The following is an 18,448-nucleotide window of genomic DNA, read 5'->3' on the forward strand; positions in this document are numbered from 1 at the left end:
GGACGCGGAGCGTCCCGGGCTGCATTCCCACGCGGAGCGTGGGAACGATCGGGTGTACGGCGTCAGCGTTTCACGGCAACAGGCTTGTTCAACTCAGCCCGCTTACTCAGCAAATCAAACACCACCGGATACGCCGGCCGTTCGACATACCGCCCGGCACCACGCTCGGCCCGCAAATCACCATCGGCCCATACCACCCGGCCCTGGCTGACGGTATGACTCGGAACACCGCGCACGGTCTTGCCTTCGAAGATGTTGAAGTCCACTTGCTGATGGTGAGTCTTCGCCGAAATCGTGCGCGTACCTTCCGGATCCCACAGCACCAGATCCGCGTCCGCACCGACGCGAATCGCGCCTTTGCGCGGGTAGAGGTTGAAGATCTTCGCTGTGTTGGTGGAGGTGAGCGCCACGAAGTGCTGCATCGACAATCGCCCGGTGTTTACCCCTTCATCCCAGAGCACCGCCATGCGGTCTTCGATACCGGCCGTGCCATTCGGGATCTTGCTGAAATCATCACGGCCGGCGGCTTTTTGCTCGGCGCAGAAGCAGCAATGATCGGTGGCGGTGGTGTGCAGGTTGCCCGATTGCAGGCCGTGCCAAAGTGCTTCTTGATGGCCGCGCGGACGGAAGGGCGGGCTCATCACGTAACCGGCGGCGGTCTGCCAGTCCGGGTGTTGGTAGACGCTGTCGTCCAGCAGCAAATGCCCGGCCAGGACTTCGCCGTAGACTTGTTGGCCCTTGCTGCGGGCGTAGGTGATTTCGTCGAGGGCTTCCTTGGTCGAGACGTGTACCAGATACAGCGGCGTGCCCAGGGTTTCGGCGATGCGGATCGCCCGACTGGCCGCTTCACCTTCCACCTGCGAAGGGCGCGACAACGGATGCGCTTCAGGGCCGGTCATGCCCTGGGCCATCAACTTGCGTTGCAGGTGATAGACCAGCTCACCGTTTTCCGCATGCACGGTCGGCACTGCGCCCAGTTCCAGGCAGCGCTCGAAACTCGCCACCAGGGTGTCGTCGGCGGCCATGATCGCGTTCTTGTAGGCCATGAAGTGCTTGAAGCTGTTGACCCCGTGCTGGCTGACCAGCTCGGCCATTTCCTCGCGCACCTGTTCACTCCACCAGGTGATCGCGACGTGGAAACCGTAATCCGACGCCGACTTCTCGGCCCAGCCGCGCCACTGATGAAAGGCTTCCATCAAGGATTGCTGCGGATTGGGAATCACAAAGTCGATGATCGACGTCGTGCCACCGGCGAGTCCCGCCGCGGTACCGCTGAAGAAGTCTTCACTGGCCACCGTGCCCATGAAGGGCAGTTGCATGTGCGTGTGCGGATCGATGCCGCCGGGCATCAGGTATTGGCCGCTGCCGTCGAGCACTTCGGCACCCGCCGGAACATCAAGATTTTCGCCGATGGCTTTGATCACGCCGTCGGCGCAATAGACGTCGGCGCGATAACTTTCATCATGGGTAATAACGGTGGCGCCACGGATCAACAGAGACATTCCGAGTTCCTCGCAGGCAATGACCGACTTGTGCCGGTTCTAAATGTTTTATATGAAGCCGACGCAAACAGGTGTATTCCTGTCAGCGCTGTCAGGAATAAACGCTAGTCTGAGTTTGAGGATTGAGCAAGAATATTTTTTATAAGCTTATATCTGTTTTAACGTACTGATAAATAACGAATAAGTTTGTAAATCACCAAAATGGTGAGGCCTATCACCATTTTGACGCACTTGACAGGTTGTAAAAATAGACGAGATTTCTTATGTGAAATCAGCCGCTTGAGGATGGTCTATGGTTGATGCGCAACATTGAAAAAAAGTGGTATGCACCAGATTGAGTCCTGACTGTTCGGACAACTTGCCTGGCATTTGGCCTGAGTGAACAAGCAAGTCACCGGTGACTCATAGGCTATATAAATAAAACTGATAAACATCAGTTGGTTACAAAGTTTTTATGGAACTGCCCGATGCGCAAACGGGGTAACCGGCACGTTAATTGATGCCGCCAGCCCCTGATGAGCAACAATAATCAAAAGAACAGTGGAGCGGCCATGCAACAGATCAGATCGCAAGTGACCGAGCGCGACGGCTTGTTCGAGCTCGAAGCCGGCAGTGACGTCCTCGACAGTCCCCGTTACAACCACGACATGGCACCGACCAAGGTGCGCGAACGAACCTGGAACAAATGGCACATCACAGCATTGTGGGTCGGCATGGCGATCTGCGTGCCGACCTACACCCTCGGCGGCGTGCTCACCGCGCATTTCGGCCTGAGCGTCGGTGAAGCGCTGCTGGCGATTCTGTTCGCCAACATCATCGTACTGATCCCGTTGACCCTGAACGCCTTTCCCGGCACCAAGTACGGCATTCCGTTTCCGGTGTTGTTGCGTTCGTCCTTCGGCATCCTCGGTTCCAACATTCCGTGCCTGATCCGGGCGGTGGTGGCGTGTGGCTGGTTCGGCATTCAGACGATGTTCGGCGGACTGGCCATTCACCTGTTTCTCGGCTCGGTGTTCGATGGTTGGAAATCCCTCGGCGGCACCGGTGAAGTGATCGGGTTCATGGTGTTCTGGGCCTTGAACCTGTGGGTGGTGATTCGCGGTGCGGACTCGATCAAATGGCTTGAAACCCTCTCTGCACCGTTGTTGGTGCTGGTGGGCGCGGGGCTGCTGGTGTGGGCGATGCCGAACGTATCGATGAGCGAATTGATGGCGATCCCGGCCAAACGTCCGGAAGGGGCCAGCGTGGTCAGTTACTTTGCCGCCGGGCTGACCGCCATGGTCGGGTTCTGGGCCACCTTGTCCCTGAACATTCCGGATTTCAGCCGCTATGCGAAAAGCCAGAAGGATCAGATCGTCGGGCAGATTATCGGCTTGCCCCTGACCATGTTCCTGTTCGCCTCCCTCGGTGTGGTGATGACGGCCGCCTCGGTCAAACTGGTGGGCGTCACCGTCTCCGATCCGGTCACCCTGATCGGCCATATCCAGAGCCCGGTCTGGGTCGCGCTGGCCATGGCGCTGATCATCATCGCCACGCTGTCGACCAACACGGCGGCGAATATCGTTTCGCCGACCAACGATTTCCAGAACGTCGCGCCCAAGTTCATCAATCGCACCAAAGCGGTGATGCTCACCGGTCTGGTCGGTTTGGCGCTGATGGCCCATGAGCTGTTGAAGAAGCTCGGTTTGATCGTCTCGGATTTAAGCCTGGAAACGGTGTATTCCAACTGGTTGCTGGGCTATTCGAGCCTGTTGGGCCCGATCGCCGGGATCATGGTGGTGGACTATTTCCTGATCAAGAAACAGCAACTGGATCTGGCCGGCCTCTATCGCGATGACGTTTACCCGGCGTGGAACTGGTTCGGGTTTATCGCGTTCGGTGTGCCGGTGGCGCTGACGTTGCTGTCACTCGGTAGCAATGCATTCAGCTGGTTCTACGACTATGGCTGGTTCACCGGCTCGGCACTGGGCGGGCTGATTTATTACGGGTTGTGCTCTATGCGCCCCAGTCCGTCTGTTGCGAAATCTGCAGTTTGATCGTTCCCACGCTCCGCGTGGGAATGCAGCCCGGGACGCTCCGCGTCCCAAGCCTGGACGCAGAGCGTCCATGGATGAATTCCCACGCAGAGCGTGGGAACTAGAAGAACTGAGGAGATCATCATGAACGCTGCCGTAGACGTTCTGCAGTCCACCCATCAGCACATCAACCGCGACCGCTTGTGGCAGTCGCTCATGGACCTGGCCAAGCTCGGCGCCACGGTCAAGGGCGGCGTCTGTCGCCTGGCCCTGACCGACCTCGACCGTCAGGCCCGGGACATTTTCGTGAATTGGTGCGAGGAGGCCGGTTGCACCGTCAGCATCGACGCCGTGGGCAACATCTTCGCCCGCCGCCCCGGCCGCAACCCGAACCTGCCACCGGTGATGACCGGGAGCCACATCGACACCCAACCCACCGGCGGCAAGTTCGACGGCTGCTTCGGCGTACTGGCCGGTGTCGAAGTGCTGCGCACCCTCAATGACCTGGGTGTGGAAACCGAAGCGCCGCTGGAAGTCGTGGTCTGGACCAACGAGGAAGGTTCACGCTTCGCTCCGTGCATGATGGGCTCCGGTGTATTCGCAGAAAAATTCACCCTCGAAGAAACCCTGGCCAAGGTCGATGCCGAGGGCGTCACGGTCGGTGAAGCCTTGAACGCCATTGGCTATGCTGGCGAGCGCAAGGTCAGCGGCCATGCCGTCGGCGCCTATTTCGAGGCGCATATCGAACAAGGCCCGATCCTCGAAGACGAACACAAAACCATCGGTGTGGTGATGGGCGCCCTCGGGCAGAAATGGTTCGACCTGAAACTGCGCGGCGTTGAAGCCCATGCCGGCCCGACGCCGATGCACCTGCGCAAGGATGCTCTGGTCGGCGCTTCGGTAATCGTCGGTGCAGTCAACCGCGCCGCCCTCGGTCATCAACCCCATGCCTGCGGCACCGTCGGCTGCCTGCAAGCCTATCCCGGCTCACGCAACGTCATCCCCGGCGAAGTGCGCATGACCCTGGACTTCCGGCATCTGGAACCGGCGCGCCTGGACTCGATGATTGCCGAAGTCCGCGAAGTCATCGAAACCACCTGCGAGGAGCACGGCCTGACCTTTGAATTGACACCCACTGCGGATTTCCCGCCGCTGTACTTCGACAAAGGTTGCGTCGAAGCCGTACGCGGCGCTGCCCAAGGCTTGGGCCTGTCGCACATGGACATCGTCAGCGGAGCAGGGCACGACGCAATCTTCCTCGCCGAACTCGGCCCGGCGGGAATGATCTTCGTACCGTGCGAAGGCGGCATCAGCCACAACGAAATCGAAAACGCCGCGCCGGATGACCTGGCGGCCGGGTGTGCGGTGTTGCTGCGAGCAATGCTGGCGGCTTCAGCGGCGATTGCCAGCGGTCAATTGGCGGCGTGATATGCCTGACGTGCGCTGAAAAAAACAGCGCACGTCACAAACCCGAATCCTCAATCGTCATCCTGTTGAATCCCCCAAACAGTGGAGCAACACGATGTCGTCCAACACCCAACCGGTCAACCTGCTGCAATCGATTCCTCAGGTGTTCGAAAGCCTGACCCAGGTCCACGTCACCCTCGACAGCCACGACCTGGCCCCGACCCTCAAACACCTGCTGCACCTGCGTGCCTCGCAGATCAACCAATGCGGTTTCTGCGTGAAGATGCACACCCGCGAGGCCCGTGAAGCCAATGAAACCGACGAGCGCCTGGACCGCCTGATCGTCTGGCGTCACGTCAGCGATTTCACTGCTGCTGAACGTGCGGCCCTGGCCTGGACCGAAGCCCTCACCGTACTCGATGAAAAGACCGATTACGCCAGCCTGCGCGGTGACTTGCGCGAGCACTTCAATGACGCGCAAATCGGTGCCTTGACGGCCGAGATCGGCATGATCAACCTGTGGAACCGTTTGCAGGTGTCGAGGCACTGATTGATGAACTCCGCTGAAAACGCCGCCGCTGTGTTCGAGCAGCGCCGGCCCTTTTTGCTCGGTCTGGCGTATCGCATCCTTGGCTCCCGCGCCGAAGCCGAGGATGTCGTGCAAGAGCTGTTCATCAAATGGCTGGAGACCGACCGCGCCGCCATTACCACGCCGGCCGCCTGGCTGACCACGACCTGCACCCGGCACTGCATCGATCTACTGCGTTCTGCTCACAAGTCGCGGGTTGATTACATCGGCACCTGGCTGCCGGAACCGATTCACACCACCCATCAGGATTCACCCGAACACAGGCATGAACTGGCCTCGTCGCTGTCCACCGCGTTCCTGTTGCTGCTGGAACGGCTAACCCCCAAAGAGCGTGCGGCGTACCTGCTCTACGAAATTTTCGACATGGATTACGCGCAGGTCGCGGATGCGGTCGGGGTTCAAGAGGCTGCCTGCCGCAAACTGGTGTCCCGGGCCAAGGCCAGCCTGGGCAGCGGACAAACGCGCTTCCAGCCGGAACCGGCTCGTCAGGACCAATTGCTCAGCGCCTTCCATCGCGCCATCGCCAGCGGCTCGACCGCTTCCTTGACCGCGATGCTGAGCGAAGACGTCGAACTCTGCGCCGACAGCGGCGGCAAGGCCTCGGCGATCCGCGATACCTTGTCCGGCATTACCAGCGTGCTGGATTTCATTGGCCAGTCGTTGCACGTCTATTGGCAGACTTGTGAATGGCTGCCGAGCGAAATCAATGGCGCCCAAGGCGTAATCATCAAGGCGGACGGGGTCATCACTGCGTCGATGACGTTTGGGTTCGACGAAACGGGGCGGGTGAGCCGGATTTTTATCATGCGTAACCCGGAGAAGTTGGCGGGGTTGCAGGGTTTGTTGGATGTGCAGTAATTCAATGCCCGGCGGATGAGTCCTCTGCACTATCCCAACCCCCCGCGGTCGTAATCTTCACAGGGCGGTGCGTGAATGCGCCGCCGTACGCGTGGAGATCCAATGAGCCAGGACGTCCTGACCACCGAAACCAATCGCCGTCAGTTGCAGCAGATTATCGCCGGCCTCTCCGATGGGGTGATTCTGCTGGAACTCGACCAGACCCTTCTCTGGGCCAATGACGCCGCGTTGGCCATGCACGGCGTCGGGCAGCTCAGCGAGCTGGGGGCGAATGCCAGGGAGTATGCCAAGCGCTTCGCCTTGCGTTATCGCAATAATCATCCGGTTCAGGCCGACAATTATCCGATCAGCCGCGTCGCCCGAGGCGAGTCCTTCAGCGATGTGTTGGTTGAGGTGACACCGGCAGACGACGAAGAGCGCACCTGGGTTCACAGCGTGCGCAGCATGGTGTTGGCCGACAGCGCTGGCAAGCCGGAGTCGCTGGTGCTGATCATGAACGATGTCACGGAGTGGGCCAGCGCCGAACAGCGTTTCGAGAAAACCTTCAACGCCAACCCGGCCCCAGCGGTGATCTGTCGCCTCAGCGATTTGCGCTACATCAAAGTCAACCCGGGCTTCCTGGAGATGACCGGCCTTGCCCGTGATCAGGTGATCGGCCGTTCGACCTATGAACTGGACGTGCTGGAGGGCGCAGAAAACAAAGACCTGGCCAAGCAGCGTTTGCGTGAAGGGGCAACCATTCCGCAAATGCAGGCGCAGCTGCAGTTACACGACGGTGGCAGCAAACAGGTGATCGTCGCCGGCCAGCCCCTTGAGCTGAACGACGAAGCCTGCATGCTGTTTTCCTTCGTCGACATCGAGCCTCGGTATAAAGCCGAAATCGCCCTGCGCCAAAGCGAGGAACGTTTCGCCAAGGCTTTTCGACTGACCCCGGTACCGATCCTGGTGTGCAACGCCATCAATCAGGAGGTGATGGACGTCAATGAAGCCTTCCTCGATACGCTCGCGTATCCCCGTGAAGAAGTGCTCGGCAAGACCCTCGCAGAGATCGACTTCATCCATGACAAGGGCGCACGTACACGGCTGTTCGCAACCCTGGAGAAAACCGGAAGCCTGGATCGCATCGATGTCAGCCTCCGTAAGAAAGACACCGGGCTCATCGATTGTGCGGTCTCGGCCGACACCGTGAACATTCAGGACAATCCCTGCTACTTGCTGGTGTTTATGGACATCACCGAACGTAAACGTACGGAGCTGGAGTTGGTGTCGGCGATAGAAGAGGTCATGAAGGATGCCTCCTGGTTCAGCCGCACGCTCATCGAGAAACTCGCTAACGCCAAAAACGTCAACTCGCCGCAGTTGCCTAGCGTGTCTTTCACCGACCTGACCGCCCGTGAGCGCGATGTGCTCGGCCTGATCTGCGAAGGCCTGGCCGACAAGGAAATCGCCGCGCGGCTGAAGCTCGCGCCGAACACGGTGCGCAACCATGTGTCGACGGTGTATTCCAAGCTCGACGTTCACAGTCGTAGCGAGGCGATTGTCTGGGCTCGCGAGCGTGGTTTGTTCTCCAGCGAGTGGCGGCCCAAGGCCCAGCGGTAGGTGCAAATGCACTACTCGAGGGGGTGCAAATTCATGTTCTGGACGGGGGCGGCAGTTCTTACGCTGTAAGGGTGCGATACAGGTCTTCGGGTATCGCGTCCCTTTCAAAACAGCGACAGGAACTGCCGGATGATTTATGTGGCGCAATTGCGGATGCAACTGGAGCGGAGCTTTTCGCCGTTGGCCTGTGACTGCGGTGTTACCGGTGATCAATCACTGACGGTGAAGCTCTATCATCCGGTGTCGGGGCAGGTGGATCTGGTGGTAACCGGGTTGAGTGTGGCCAACCTCAGAACGCCGGAGTCGGTGGCAGCTTTGATCGAAGAGCTGCGTTATGAACTCGAGAGCAACACATTGCATTGTCGCGAAACGTCCTAGGAACTGTCGGGTTTTGCCGAAGGTCGTATAAAGAATACGAGAGTATTTTTTCTGTGACCGGTCCGCGGGTTCGCGGTGAGGCAGTTGGGTCGCGGAATATGTCGATCACTTACCGCGGGTCAACCTATGAAAAGTCTTGGGAAACGCATTTTTGCAACACTGTCGTTCGCACTCTGGATAGCGATTCTGGGTGGTTGTGCGAGTCCTCCACCGCCACCTCCCGCCGCGCCGCCTCCACCCCCTGTGCGCACCTGCCAGACCACTGAAAACACCGATGTGCAAGGCGATATGCGGGCTGAGGGGCAAGTGACCCGGGAAACGACGCTCACTCGTTGCGTCACTCAGTAAGCGTCCATCTGCTCACGTTGAACCGCCAGCGGCGCTGTGCTGCTGGCGGTTATCCGCGCGTTTCGCTCAGACTTCCTCGATCCTGACCCACCGCGATTCCTGCGCTGCCAGTCGAATCGCGGTCGCCAGGCGTTCGACTTCCCACGCCTGTTCGAAATCCGTTCCACCCTGAGACAAGCCTGCCAGCGCCATCACCAGATCATGGACTTCCAGCGTCTTGAGTTCGTTGTAACCCAGCTGATGCCCTGCCGCCGGACTGAACGCCGCATAACCCGGCAGATTCGGCCCTGCCAGCAGGCGCTGGAAACCGTCCTGACCGGCACGAAACAGACGCAGTTCATTCAGGCGTTCCTGATCGAACACCAAAGTCCCTCGGGTGCCGCTGATTTCAAAACTCAGGTGATTCTTGTAGCCGTGCTTGAGCCAACTGCTGCTGAATGTGCCCCGGGCGCCATTCGCAAACCGCAACAAGGCGTGGACCTGATCGTCGACGGCGATACTGCGTAGTTCCGTGCTGCCAGCCGTGGCGGGACGTTGCCGGTGCACGGTCTGGGTGTCGGCGCTCACTGCCTCGACATCGCCCACCAGATAGCGGGCCATGGCCAACAAGTGACTGCCCAGATCGGCCAGTGCACCACCGGCATGATCGGCATCGCAACGCCACGACCAGGGTGACGCGGGATCGGCCATGAAGTCTTCGCTGAATTCACCCTGGAAACTGATGATCTGACCCAAGTCGCCGTTTTCAATGAGCTGCCGGGCGAGCGCGATCATCGGGTTGTGCTGATAGTTGTAACCCACCCGCGTCACCACGCCTGCCGCTTTGGCCGCCAGACGCATGGCGTCGGCCTGTTCCAGATTCACCGCCAATGGCTTCTCGCAATACACTGGTTTGCCGGCGGCGAGGGCGGCCATGGCCATGGGGTAATGCAGGTGATTGGGCGTGGTGATGGCAATCAGATTGACCTGGGGGTCATCGATCAGTTGCTGCCAGTCGCTATGAGCGGTGTCGAAACCCCAGGCATCGGCGCAGTGGCGGGCACGCTGCGGATCGGCGTCAGCCAGGGCGGCGAGTTTGAGCTTGAGGGGCAGTTCGAAAACCGCACTGACGTTGCGAAACGCCAAGGCATGGGCGCGGCCCATGAAACCTGTGCCGATGAGTCCGATACCGAGTTCGCGCATAGCCGGGGTCCTTTTGGGATTTTGTTTTCAGGAGGGCTATTTATGGAATAAATATTCACTTATTGCAAATAATAGAAAATAAGTTCTTACTTATGATCGTACCCACGCTCTGCGTGGGAATGCCTCACTGGACGCTCTGCGTCCGCTGTTGGGACGCGGAGCGTCCCTGGCTGCATTCCCACGCAGAGCGTGGGAACGATCGATAACAAACAAAAAGGCAGCCCTGAGGCTGCCTTTTTGTTCATCTGGTGAAATGGATCAGGACAGGAAACCCCCATCCACATTCAATGAAACCCCGGTGGTGTAACTCGACGCATCACTCGCCAGATACAACACCGCCCCCGCCATCTCACTCGGATCCGCCACACGCTTGAGCGGAATCTGTTGCAATGCTGTGTTCAAAATAGCCTCGTTTTTCACCAGCGCCGAAGCGAACTTGGTGTCGGTCAGGCCTGGCAGCAGGGCGTTGCAGCGGATGCCGAACTGCGCGCATTCCTTGGCGAACACTTTGGTCATGTTGATGACCGCGGCTTTGGTCACCGAGTAGATACCCTGGAAGATCCCTGGTGAGATGCCGTTGATCGAAGCGACGTTGATGATGCTGCCGCCGCCGTTTTCGCGCATCAGCTTGCCGGCTTCCACCGACATGAAGAAGTAGCCGCGGATGTTCACGTCGACGGTTTTCTGGAAAGCGCTGAGGTCGGTGTCCAGTACGTTGCAGAACTGCGGGTTGGTCGCCGCGTTGTTGACCAGGATGTCCAGGCGACCGAACTGTTCGCGGATACCGGCGAAGACCTGGCTGATCTGTTCCATTTCACCGATGTGGCAAGCAACGGCCGTGGCTTTGCCGCCGGCGGCGATGATCGCGTCGGCCACGTGCTGGCAGCCGTCGAGTTTGCGGCTCGAGACGATCACGTGGGCGCCTTGTTGGGCCAGCAGTTTGGCGATGGCTTCACCGATACCGCGGCTGGCGCCAGAAACGAATGCGATTTTGCCGTCGAGGTCGAACAACTGAGTCTTGGACATGGTTTTTCCTTGTTATTGGGGCCAGTGGCTTGATCAGAGGCTGGATTTCGAAATGACTTGCAGGCTCATCTGCTCCAGCAGTTTGTTCATGTGAATGAACTGCGCGAAGCGTTTGTCCTGGGTCTGACCATGGAAGAAGCGGTAGTAAATCTGCTGCACGATGCCGGCCAGGCGGAACAGGCCGTAGGTGTAGTAGAAGTCGAAGTTGTCGATCTGGATGCCTGAGCGCTCGGCGTAGTAATCGACGAACTCGCGGCGGGTCAGCATGCCCGGGGCGTGGCTCGGTTGGCGGCGCATCAGTTGCACCGGCGCCGGGTCGTCGGCTTCGATCCAGTAGGCGAGGGTGTTGCCCAGGTCCATCAGCGGGTCGCCGAGGGTGGTCAGTTCCCAGTCGAGCACGCCGATGATATCCATCGGGTTGTTCGGGTCGAGGATCACGTTGTCGAAGCGGTAGTCGTTGTGGACGATGCTGGAGGTCGGGTGATCGGCCGGCATCTTGTCGTTGAGCCAGGCTTTGACCGCTTCCCACTTCGGCGCGTCCGGGGTCAGGGCTTTCTCGTAGCGATCGCTCCAGCCTTTGATCTGCCGCACGACATAACCTTCGGGTTTGCCGAGGTCGCCCAAGCCATAGGCGTTGTAGTCGACCCGGTGCAGTTCAACGAATTTGTCGATGAAGCTCTTGCACAGCGTTTCGGTTTTCGCCGAATCCAGACCCAGTTCCGGTGGCAGTTCGGAGCGCAGGATGATCCCCTTGACCCGTTCCATCACATAGAACTCGGCGCCGATCACTGATTCGTCAGTGCAGTGCACGTAGGCTTTGGGGCAGTACGGAAAACCATCACGAAGCTGATTGAGGATACGAAATTCGCGGCCCATGTCGTGGGCGGACTTGGCCTTGTGGCCAAAGGGCGGGCGACGCAGGACGAACTCCTGTTCGGGGTATTCCAGCAAATAGGTGAGGTTCGACGCACCGCCCGGAAACTGGCTGATCTGCGGCAAACCACTCAGGCCCGGAATGTGGGCCTTGAGGTACGGATCGATCAGGCTGGCATCGAGTTCTTCGCCGGTGCGGATACGGGTGGACTGGTCAGTAAGCGCCATGCTTATCCCTTCTGCTTATTCTGGAGGCCTGAGACTATTGGCTAATCTAATGCGCACACCCGACACCCACAACCACGAAACGCCCTTATAGGTGAGCGTGTTGCCGGGCAATCATTGTTTTTGATACACCTGTTTGAATGGCGGTCAGATCATGCTCGTCGTCGATGGCAGGGCAATCGGGGTCAATACCGGATTGCCGGTGAAGAACGCCACCAGATTGCGACCGACCAGCTCCACGGTGCCTTGAGTGGCTTCCGGGGACAGACCGGCGACATGCGGGGTGAGGATCACATTGGCCAACGCCTTGAAGGCATTGGGTACTTGGGGTTCTGTGTCGAAGACATCCAGCGCAGCGCCGGCAATCCTGCGCTGCTCAAGCGCGCTGATCAGGTCTGCGGTGACGATCACACTGGCTCGGGCGATGTTGACGATGAACCCCTGGGGCCCCAAGGCGTCGAGAACTTGTTTGTTGATCAGGTGTTTGGTGCCCAGGCCGCCGGGGGTGGCGACGACCAAAAAGTCTGATTCCCGTGCCAACTCGGTGGGCGTCGAGCGGAAGCTGTACGGCACATCGCTGCGATGCTGGCGGTTGTGGTAACTGACCGTCATGTCGAAGCCGTGGGCGGCGCGTTTGGCGATGGCCATCCCGACTGCACCGAGCCCCAGGATGCCCAAGTGCTTGCCCGCCAGGGAAGGGCGCATGATCTTCGGCCACTCACCGCGGCGCACGGCGGCGTCGCAACGGGGAATGTCACGTACCAGCGACAGCAGCATCGCCATGGCATGGTCGGCGACTGAAGAGGCATTGACTCCGGCGCCATTGGTGACCGTTATGGCCCGGTTGGCGGCGGCTTGCAGGTCGACGTGTTCGTAGCCGGCGCCGATCACGCAGATGATCTTGAGATTGGGCAGGGCGGCGATTTCGTCGGCATACAGGCCCAATGGGCCGCGGGTCAGCACCGCATCGATCTGCGCACCATGCCGTGTGATGGCATCGGCGCGCTCGGCAGGCGTGGGCGCCAGAATCAGGTGAAAACCCTGATGTTCGAGAATCGGCAGGTAATCATTGATGGTTTCAACCAGTACCAGAACGGTTGCGGGCATGCTGGGCTCCTGTGCGCATCGGAAAGTCGGGGCTCGAAAGTTGCTTCAAAACGTTGCTTCAAATTGCTGATTCCGCAACGGTTTGGCATTTATCAAAGATAGCAGGCTTGTGGCCTTCGACCTCAGTGTAGGAGCGTTCAGTAGCGCTTACATATCCACGGTGTTCAACACCTTTGCGAAGGCACCGTTCAACGTCGCGTTATGGTGTTCGATGATCGACCGGGCCGGCAGCGCAGGTGTGTCCATGCAGGTATGCGCATCGGCCACGAGTATGGGTTTGAACCCCAACTCGGCCGCAGCCCGGCAGGTGCTGTCGATGCAATATTGGGTTTTCATGCCGGCGATGAACACTTCATTGATGCCGCTAGCTCGCAGTTGCTCTGCCAGCGCGGTGGCGTAAAAGGCATTGGGTCGGGTTTTGTCGAACAGTATGTCGGTGCTGGCATTCAGATCCAGGGCGGGCAGCAACTGCCAGAAGGGGCTACCGACTTCGATGGGCGAACCTTGAGGGCCGGTATGGCGCACCGCGAAGATCGGCAGGTTGCGCTCCCTGGCCTGACGAATGAGTTGCTGGATGTTCGCCAGTACCCGTTCACTGTCGTAGGGTTTTTCCGGGCCGTGGAACAGACCGACCTGCATATCGATGATCAACAGCGCAGATGACATGGGTGTTTCTCCTTGGGTGTCGTACGAAAAGTGCCGAACGGACGGGAGAAACAACAAGGCCCCGTCCATTGCTGGCGGGGCCTTGGGTTCACTGCGCTGTGTTTATCTCAGCCAGCCACCGCACGACCCGCCGTTAGCGGTCGTGGTGGTGCGGGTGAGGTTCAGCGCAGGAATATTCATGAGGCCGATCATGCTGTCGGCGTCGCGGGTGTGTCAATAGCCGTGTCCGAGGTGAGAAATGTCCGGGCTGCGTCGAGAATTTCATCGGACAAGGCGTCACCCCGGGTTGCGCGGGCCAGGGTCAGGGCGCCGACCATCAGCGAATAGTCCACCAACGCTTTTTGCCGATTGGTTTCGGGCTGATCTGCGCCCATCAGCGGTGCCAGCATCTGCAGCAATGCCTCCAGCCCTTGGGTGTAGGTCTGGTGCAATCCGCTTTCAGCGGTTTCATGGCACATGTCGCTGGCAAACGCGGTCACCGGGCAGCTTTCGCCCGGATTGTCGCGATTGGCCGCGGACAGGTAGGGCGCAATGATGCTCTCGCGGGCCGAGAGGCTGTCATCGTTACCCTCTATTTTCTGCTTCCAGCGTTCCATGGATTGGGTGAACGCCCGGCTGCACGCCTCTTGCGCCAGCGCTTCCCTGGATTCGAAGTGACCATAGAACCCGCCATGGGTGAGGCCGGCCGCGCCCATCACGTCGACGACACTGATCCCGTGCAGGCCGCGTTCGCGAAACAGACGCGTGGCGGCCTCGACGATGATCTCGCGGTTGAGTTCGGCTTGTTTGCGGGAGACTCGGGGCATTGGTGGCTCACAGGTTTATAAAAGTAGAAATCAGCTGGCGTACTGGGCTATGCCATTGCCAAACGACCAGTTCTCTTTCTTTACTTCCACCAGATTGATGAACACATCTTCCAGGCGCACCGCCAGTTCCGCGTTAAGGCTCTCGGCAATGGTTTTGTAGAGGAGTTTTTTCTGCTCGATGGTGCGGCCTTCGCTCAGGGTGATCTGAATCACCACCAGATTGTCGGTGCGATTGATGCCCAGGTAGCCGGGATCAAAGATGAAATGCTGTTCATCGTGCTCGGCAAGAATCTGGAAGTTATCGTTCTCCGGCACGCCAATGGCGCTGTGCATGGCGGCGTAGATCAATTGCCCGACACGTTTGGCGTAAGTCGGGTCTTGATGCTTTTTGATGTCGACGCGAACGAGTGGCATGAGAGGGCTCCGAAATTAGGGTTACCGGTCAGCAGTCGGGATCGAAATTACATGACGGCAATCCTTTATTGAATAGATTTTTTAAAACATCTATTCAATAAAGAGTGCCAGAGGATCTGATCCGCCCAACCACTCCTCAGCTAAGTCTTTGCTTCTGCTCATTAATCCCGGACAATCGCGCCCCTGTTTCGGCCAGGGCGCTGCCTGTCGGATTTTTCCGACTCGTCCTGACCGGGTAGCAACTGACCGGAATGCGGAGATCCCACCGGATGAATGATCGGGCCAATAGCGTCGACGAACGCTATGTATCGGCGACACCAGCGACGCTTGAGAGCTGGAATCGCCATGACACCACCTGGATGCTGGGCCTGTTTGGCACAGCCATTGGGGCTGGCACGCTGTTTTTGCCGATCAACGCGGGTCTGGGCGGCTTCTGGCCGTTGTTGGTCCTGGCGGTGTTGGCGTTCCCCATGACGTTTTACGCACACCGTGGCCTGACCCGCTTTGTGTTGTCCGGACGCGAAGGCGCGGACATCACTGAAGTCGTGGAAGAGCACTTCGGGATCAAGGCTGGCGCTCTGATCACTTTGCTGTACTTCTTCGCGATCTTCCCGATCCTGCTGATCTACAGCGTGGCCCTGACCAACACCGTGGGCAGTTTCCTCGAGCATCAACTGCACATCATGCCGCCACCGCGCGCCGTGCTGTCGCTCGTGCTGATCCTCGGCCTGTTGGCGGTGGTACGTTGCGGCGAACAGGCGATCGTCAAAGCCATGAGCCTGATGGTTTATCCGTTCATTGTTGCGCTGCTGTTCCTCGCCGTGTTCCTGATTCCCCACTGGAACGGCGGCATTCTCGCCACCGCGTCGACGCTGCCAGAACCGTCGGCACTGCTGCACACGCTGTGGCTGGCGATTCCGGTGATGGTGTTCTCGTTCAACCATTCGCCGATCATCTCGGCGTTCGCGGTGGACCAGAAACGTCGTTATGGCGATCACGCCGAAGAGCGCAGCTCGCAGATCCTGTCCCGCGCTCACGCCTTGATGGTAGTGATGGTGCTGTTCTTCGTGTTCAGTTGCGTGCTGACCCTGTCGCCAGCGCAATTGGCCGAAGCCAAGGCGCAGAACCTGTCGATCCTGTCGTACCTGGCCAATCACTTCAGCAACCCGACCATCGCCTTCGCGGCGCCGTTGATTGCGTTTGTGGCCATTTCCAAGTCGTTCCTGGGTCACTACATCGGCGCCAGCGAAGGTCTTAAAGGTCTGATCGTGAAGAGCGGCAAGCGCCCGGCACCCAAGACCCTGGATCGCATGACTGCCGCCTTCATGCTGGTGGTCTGCTGGATCGTTGCCACGCTGAACCCGAGCATTCTCGGGATGATCGAAACCCTTGGTGGCCCGATCATCGCTGCGATCCTGTTCCTGATGCCGATGTACGCGATCCGCAAGGTTCCGGCCATGGCGCGTTATCGCGGTCAGGCTTCCAACGTCTTCGTGACGGCGGTGGGCCTGGTGGCAATTTCGGCGTTGATCTACTCGTTGACTGCCTGAACACCACTCTGATCGTTCCCACGCGGAACGATCAGGCATAAAAAACGCCGCTCATCTCACGATGGGCGGCGTTTTTTTATTGCGTTGAAATTGCTCAGCACCTGACCCAGAGCCGACATTCCGTGCGCTTAGCGATTAAGCTTGAGGCTTCATAAACGCGTCATAGAGCGTTGCCGAGGACTTTTCCCGGCCAGTCTATTTTTCTCTGGAGACGCTTCATGGCTCGTGCCCACGGCGCATCGGCGCAACCCCAAGCCGATAGGCCAAACCGTTGGCTGGACGTATTGGCCGGGCTGTCGATTGCCGGTTTGTTGTTACCCGAGGCGGTCGCCTATTCAAGCATTGCCGCGTTGCCGCCACAGGCGGGCGTGATTGCGTTATTTGCCGGTCTACTGTGTTACGGGCTGTTCGGCACCAGCCGTTTTGCCATCGTTTCTGCTACGTCGTCTTCGGCGGCGGTACTGGCCGCCGCCACAGCCACTTTGGCCAATGGTGACTCGGGCCTGCGCATGACCCTGGCGATCGGTCTGGTGCTGGTGACGGGTGGGTTTTTCCTGCTGGCCGGGTTGTTCAAACTCGGCAGCGTGACGTCTTTTATTGCCAAACCGGTGCTGCGAGGCTTTGCCTTCGGTCTGGCAGTGACGATCATCCTCAAGCAAGTAGCGAGCATCGTTGACGTGCACTTGAACAATGGCAACCTGATCCGTTTCCTGCCGCAACTGCTTGAGCAGTTGCCGCAGTGGAACCGGGTCGGCGCGCTCGTGGCAGTCGTGTCCTTGCTGGTGCTCTGGCTGTGCACGCGGGTCAGGCGTTTACCGGGAGGTTTACTGGTGGTGGCGCTTGGCATCGCGGCCGGTCAATGGCTGAACTTGCCCGCTTATGGGGTGAAACTGATTGGCGTGATCGACTTGAGCCTGGAGGTGCCAAGCCTTCCTGTGCTGCCGTTTACCGACTGGCTGCGCCTGGGAGAATTGGCGTTTGCCATGGTGATGATTCTGTACGCCGAGTCTTACGGATCGATTACCTCGTTTGCGCTCAAGCACGGCGACCGTGTGTCCTCGAACCGCGATCTGCTGGCACTTGGTGCGGCCAATTTGCTGTCGGGCCTGTTTCATGGCATGCCGGCGGGCGCCGGTTACTCTGCCACGTCGGCCAATGAGGCGGCGGGTGCCGGATCGCGTCTGGCGGGCGCGGTAGCAGCGGGGGTGGTGTTGCTCATTGTGTTGACGGTGTTGCCCTGGATTGCCCTGACCCCCGAGCCGGTATTGGCGGCCATCGTCATTCATGCATTGGCACGTGGCTTGAGCCTGCAGCCATTGGGCCGGTATTTCGTCTGGCGTCGCGATCGTCTGCTGGTGATTTGCGCGGTGGCGGCAGTGCTGGTGCTGGGTGTGTTGGACGGCTTGTTGGTGGCGGTGGTGATCAGCGTGGTGCTGATGTTGAAACAGATGTCATCGGCGGATATTCAGGTGCTGGGCCAAATGGGCGGTGGCCATGAATTTGTTGACGTGCAACGCCATCCCCAAGCTATCGAGATCCCCGGAGTGTTGATCGTCAGGCCGAGCGAGGCGCTGTTTTTTGCAAACGTTGAGCGCATTCTGGGCGGTGCATTGCGCCTGGCCCGGCATGCATCGCCACCGATTCATACGATCATTCTCAGTCTGGAGGAGTCTCCCAACCTGGATGGCACGAGTATCGAGGCGCTGGAAACGTTCTTTATGCAAGTGCGAGCCGAGGACAAGCTGCTGATTCTGGCGCGGCTCAAACACGAGGCCAAAGCGGTTCTCGCGCAGTTACCGGCGCAGGAGCTGGAGCAGGTGAGTCTTAGCGGTTTGAGCGTCGACGGCGCTGTGCAACAAGCGCTTCAGGCGAACGGGCACCTTTCGCAGGCATAAAAAAACGC

16 protein-coding genes are annotated in these 18,448 nt (G+C 59.2%); 8 read left to right on the forward strand and 8 right to left on the reverse strand.

Translation table 11 applies throughout. The features are described 5' to 3' along the window. Positions 1 to 62 precede the first annotated feature (62 nt). On the reverse strand, positions 63 to 1,502 hold the full coding sequence (gene hydA / locus ACMXYI_RS20160) for a dihydropyrimidinase (protein ID WP_415768749.1): 1,440 nt from the start codon (positions 1,500 to 1,502) through the stop codon (positions 63 to 65). 551 nt (positions 1,503 to 2,053) lie between these two features. On the opposite strand from hydA, the gene ACMXYI_RS20165 reads away from it, so the two are divergent. The 6 genes from ACMXYI_RS20165 to ACMXYI_RS20190 all read left to right on the forward strand — a co-directional run bounded on the left by ACMXYI_RS20165 (position 2,054) and on the right by ACMXYI_RS20190 (position 8,348). Continuing rightward, the gene (locus ACMXYI_RS20165; RefSeq protein WP_415768750.1) at positions 2,054 to 3,538 is read left to right on the forward strand and encodes an NCS1 family nucleobase:cation symporter-1; all 1,485 of its coding nucleotides are present in this window, start codon (positions 2,054 to 2,056) and stop codon (positions 3,536 to 3,538) included. Between the two features lie 123 nt (positions 3,539 to 3,661). Then, positions 3,662 to 4,945 carry a Zn-dependent hydrolase gene (locus ACMXYI_RS20170; protein WP_415768751.1) on the forward strand — a complete coding sequence of 428 codons (1,284 nt, stop codon included), beginning with the start codon at positions 3,662 to 3,664 and terminating at the stop codon, positions 4,943 to 4,945. Positions 4,946 to 5,039: 94 nt separating this feature from the next. Continuing rightward, on the forward strand, positions 5,040 to 5,474 hold the full coding sequence (locus ACMXYI_RS20175; RefSeq protein WP_415768752.1) for a carboxymuconolactone decarboxylase family protein: 435 nt from the start codon (positions 5,040 to 5,042) through the stop codon (positions 5,472 to 5,474). Between the two features lie 3 nt (positions 5,475 to 5,477). Continuing rightward, positions 5,478 to 6,371 carry an RNA polymerase sigma factor SigJ gene (gene sigJ, locus ACMXYI_RS20180; protein WP_415768753.1) on the forward strand — a complete coding sequence of 298 codons (894 nt, stop codon included), beginning with the start codon at positions 5,478 to 5,480 and terminating at the stop codon, positions 6,369 to 6,371. 102 nt (positions 6,372 to 6,473) lie between these two features. After that, positions 6,474 to 7,970 (forward strand): PAS domain S-box protein, encoded by a 1,497-nt coding sequence (locus ACMXYI_RS20185; RefSeq protein WP_415768754.1) that lies wholly within the window; start codon positions 6,474 to 6,476, stop codon positions 7,968 to 7,970. A 129-nt stretch (positions 7,971 to 8,099) separates the two neighbouring features. After that, positions 8,100 to 8,348 carry a DUF1652 domain-containing protein gene (locus tag ACMXYI_RS20190; RefSeq protein ID WP_415768755.1) on the forward strand — a complete coding sequence of 83 codons (249 nt, stop codon included), beginning with the start codon at positions 8,100 to 8,102 and terminating at the stop codon, positions 8,346 to 8,348. Positions 8,349 to 8,762: 414 nt separating this feature from the next. On the opposite strand, the gene ACMXYI_RS20195 is transcribed toward ACMXYI_RS20190, so the two are convergent. From ACMXYI_RS20195 to ACMXYI_RS20225, 7 genes are all read right to left on the reverse strand, one after another. Further along, positions 8,763 to 9,878: a Gfo/Idh/MocA family protein gene (locus ACMXYI_RS20195; protein ID WP_415768756.1), complete on the reverse strand. Its 1,116-nt coding sequence runs from the start codon at positions 9,876 to 9,878 to the stop codon at positions 8,763 to 8,765. Positions 9,879 to 10,136: 258 nt separating this feature from the next. Next, complete coding sequence (locus tag ACMXYI_RS20200; RefSeq protein ID WP_008149805.1) at positions 10,137 to 10,904, reverse strand: SDR family oxidoreductase; 768 nt, start codon at positions 10,902 to 10,904, stop codon at positions 10,137 to 10,139. Positions 10,905 to 10,937: 33 nt separating this feature from the next. Next, positions 10,938 to 12,005, reverse strand: coding sequence for a phosphotransferase family protein (locus tag ACMXYI_RS20205; protein WP_415768757.1), 1,068 nt, complete (start codon positions 12,003 to 12,005; stop codon positions 10,938 to 10,940). A gap of 144 nt (positions 12,006 to 12,149) precedes the next feature. Continuing rightward, positions 12,150 to 13,109 (reverse strand): 2-hydroxyacid dehydrogenase, encoded by a 960-nt coding sequence (locus ACMXYI_RS20210; RefSeq protein WP_415768758.1) that lies wholly within the window; start codon positions 13,107 to 13,109, stop codon positions 12,150 to 12,152. A 147-nt stretch (positions 13,110 to 13,256) separates the two neighbouring features. Further along, positions 13,257 to 13,775: a cysteine hydrolase family protein gene (locus ACMXYI_RS20215; RefSeq protein ID WP_415768759.1), complete on the reverse strand. Its 519-nt coding sequence runs from the start codon at positions 13,773 to 13,775 to the stop codon at positions 13,257 to 13,259. Between the two features lie 188 nt (positions 13,776 to 13,963). After that, on the reverse strand, positions 13,964 to 14,581 hold the full coding sequence (locus ACMXYI_RS20220) for a TetR/AcrR family transcriptional regulator (protein WP_415768760.1): 618 nt from the start codon (positions 14,579 to 14,581) through the stop codon (positions 13,964 to 13,966). A gap of 30 nt (positions 14,582 to 14,611) precedes the next feature. After that, positions 14,612 to 14,995, reverse strand: coding sequence for a tautomerase family protein (locus ACMXYI_RS20225; RefSeq protein WP_008149859.1), 384 nt, complete (start codon positions 14,993 to 14,995; stop codon positions 14,612 to 14,614). 269 nt (positions 14,996 to 15,264) lie between these two features. On the opposite strand from ACMXYI_RS20225, the gene ACMXYI_RS20230 reads away from it, so the two are divergent. After that, positions 15,265 to 16,545, forward strand: coding sequence for a serine/threonine transporter (locus ACMXYI_RS20230; protein ID WP_415768761.1), 1,281 nt, complete (start codon positions 15,265 to 15,267; stop codon positions 16,543 to 16,545). Between the two features lie 218 nt (positions 16,546 to 16,763). Next, entirely contained in the window at positions 16,764 to 18,440 is a 1,677-nt protein-coding gene (locus tag ACMXYI_RS20235) for a SulP family inorganic anion transporter (protein ID WP_415768762.1), read from the forward strand. The last annotated feature ends 8 nt before the right edge of the window (positions 18,441 to 18,448 follow it).

Origin of the sequence: Pseudomonas lyxosi, from assembly GCF_047758685.1 — a bacterium.
GTDB lineage: Bacteria > Pseudomonadota > Gammaproteobacteria > Pseudomonadales > Pseudomonadaceae > Aquipseudomonas > Aquipseudomonas lyxosi.

Coding starts and splice junctions, on each gene's coding strand:
- ACMXYI_RS20205 (WP_415768757.1), bottom strand. CDS start 12,005: ATGGCGCTTACTGACCAGTCCACCCGTATCCGCACCGGCGAAGAACTC.
- ACMXYI_RS20215 (WP_415768759.1), bottom strand. CDS start 13,775: ATGTCATCTGCGCTGTTGATCATCGATATGCAGGTCGGTCTGTTCCAC.
- ACMXYI_RS20175 (WP_415768752.1), top strand. CDS start 5,040: ATGTCGTCCAACACCCAACCGGTCAACCTGCTGCAATCGATTCCTCAG.
- ACMXYI_RS20185 (WP_415768754.1), top strand. CDS start 6,474: ATGAGCCAGGACGTCCTGACCACCGAAACCAATCGCCGTCAGTTGCAG.
- ACMXYI_RS20235 (WP_415768762.1), top strand. CDS start 16,764: ATGGCTCGTGCCCACGGCGCATCGGCGCAACCCCAAGCCGATAGGCCA.
- ACMXYI_RS20225 (WP_008149859.1), bottom strand. CDS start 14,995: ATGCCACTCGTTCGCGTCGACATCAAAAAGCATCAAGACCCGACTTAC.
- ACMXYI_RS20210 (WP_415768758.1), bottom strand. CDS start 13,109: ATGCCCGCAACCGTTCTGGTACTGGTTGAAACCATCAATGATTACCTG.
- ACMXYI_RS20190 (WP_415768755.1), top strand. CDS start 8,100: ATGATTTATGTGGCGCAATTGCGGATGCAACTGGAGCGGAGCTTTTCG.
- ACMXYI_RS20200 (WP_008149805.1), bottom strand. CDS start 10,904: ATGTCCAAGACTCAGTTGTTCGACCTCGACGGCAAAATCGCATTCGTT.
- ACMXYI_RS20165 (WP_415768750.1), top strand. CDS start 2,054: ATGCAACAGATCAGATCGCAAGTGACCGAGCGCGACGGCTTGTTCGAG.
- sigJ (WP_415768753.1), top strand. CDS start 5,478: ATGAACTCCGCTGAAAACGCCGCCGCTGTGTTCGAGCAGCGCCGGCCC.
- ACMXYI_RS20195 (WP_415768756.1), bottom strand. CDS start 9,878: ATGCGCGAACTCGGTATCGGACTCATCGGCACAGGTTTCATGGGCCGC.
- hydA (WP_415768749.1), bottom strand. CDS start 1,502: ATGTCTCTGTTGATCCGTGGCGCCACCGTTATTACCCATGATGAAAGT.
- ACMXYI_RS20220 (WP_415768760.1), bottom strand. CDS start 14,581: ATGCCCCGAGTCTCCCGCAAACAAGCCGAACTCAACCGCGAGATCATC.
- ACMXYI_RS20230 (WP_415768761.1), top strand. CDS start 15,265: ATGAATGATCGGGCCAATAGCGTCGACGAACGCTATGTATCGGCGACA.
- ACMXYI_RS20170 (WP_415768751.1), top strand. CDS start 3,662: ATGAACGCTGCCGTAGACGTTCTGCAGTCCACCCATCAGCACATCAAC.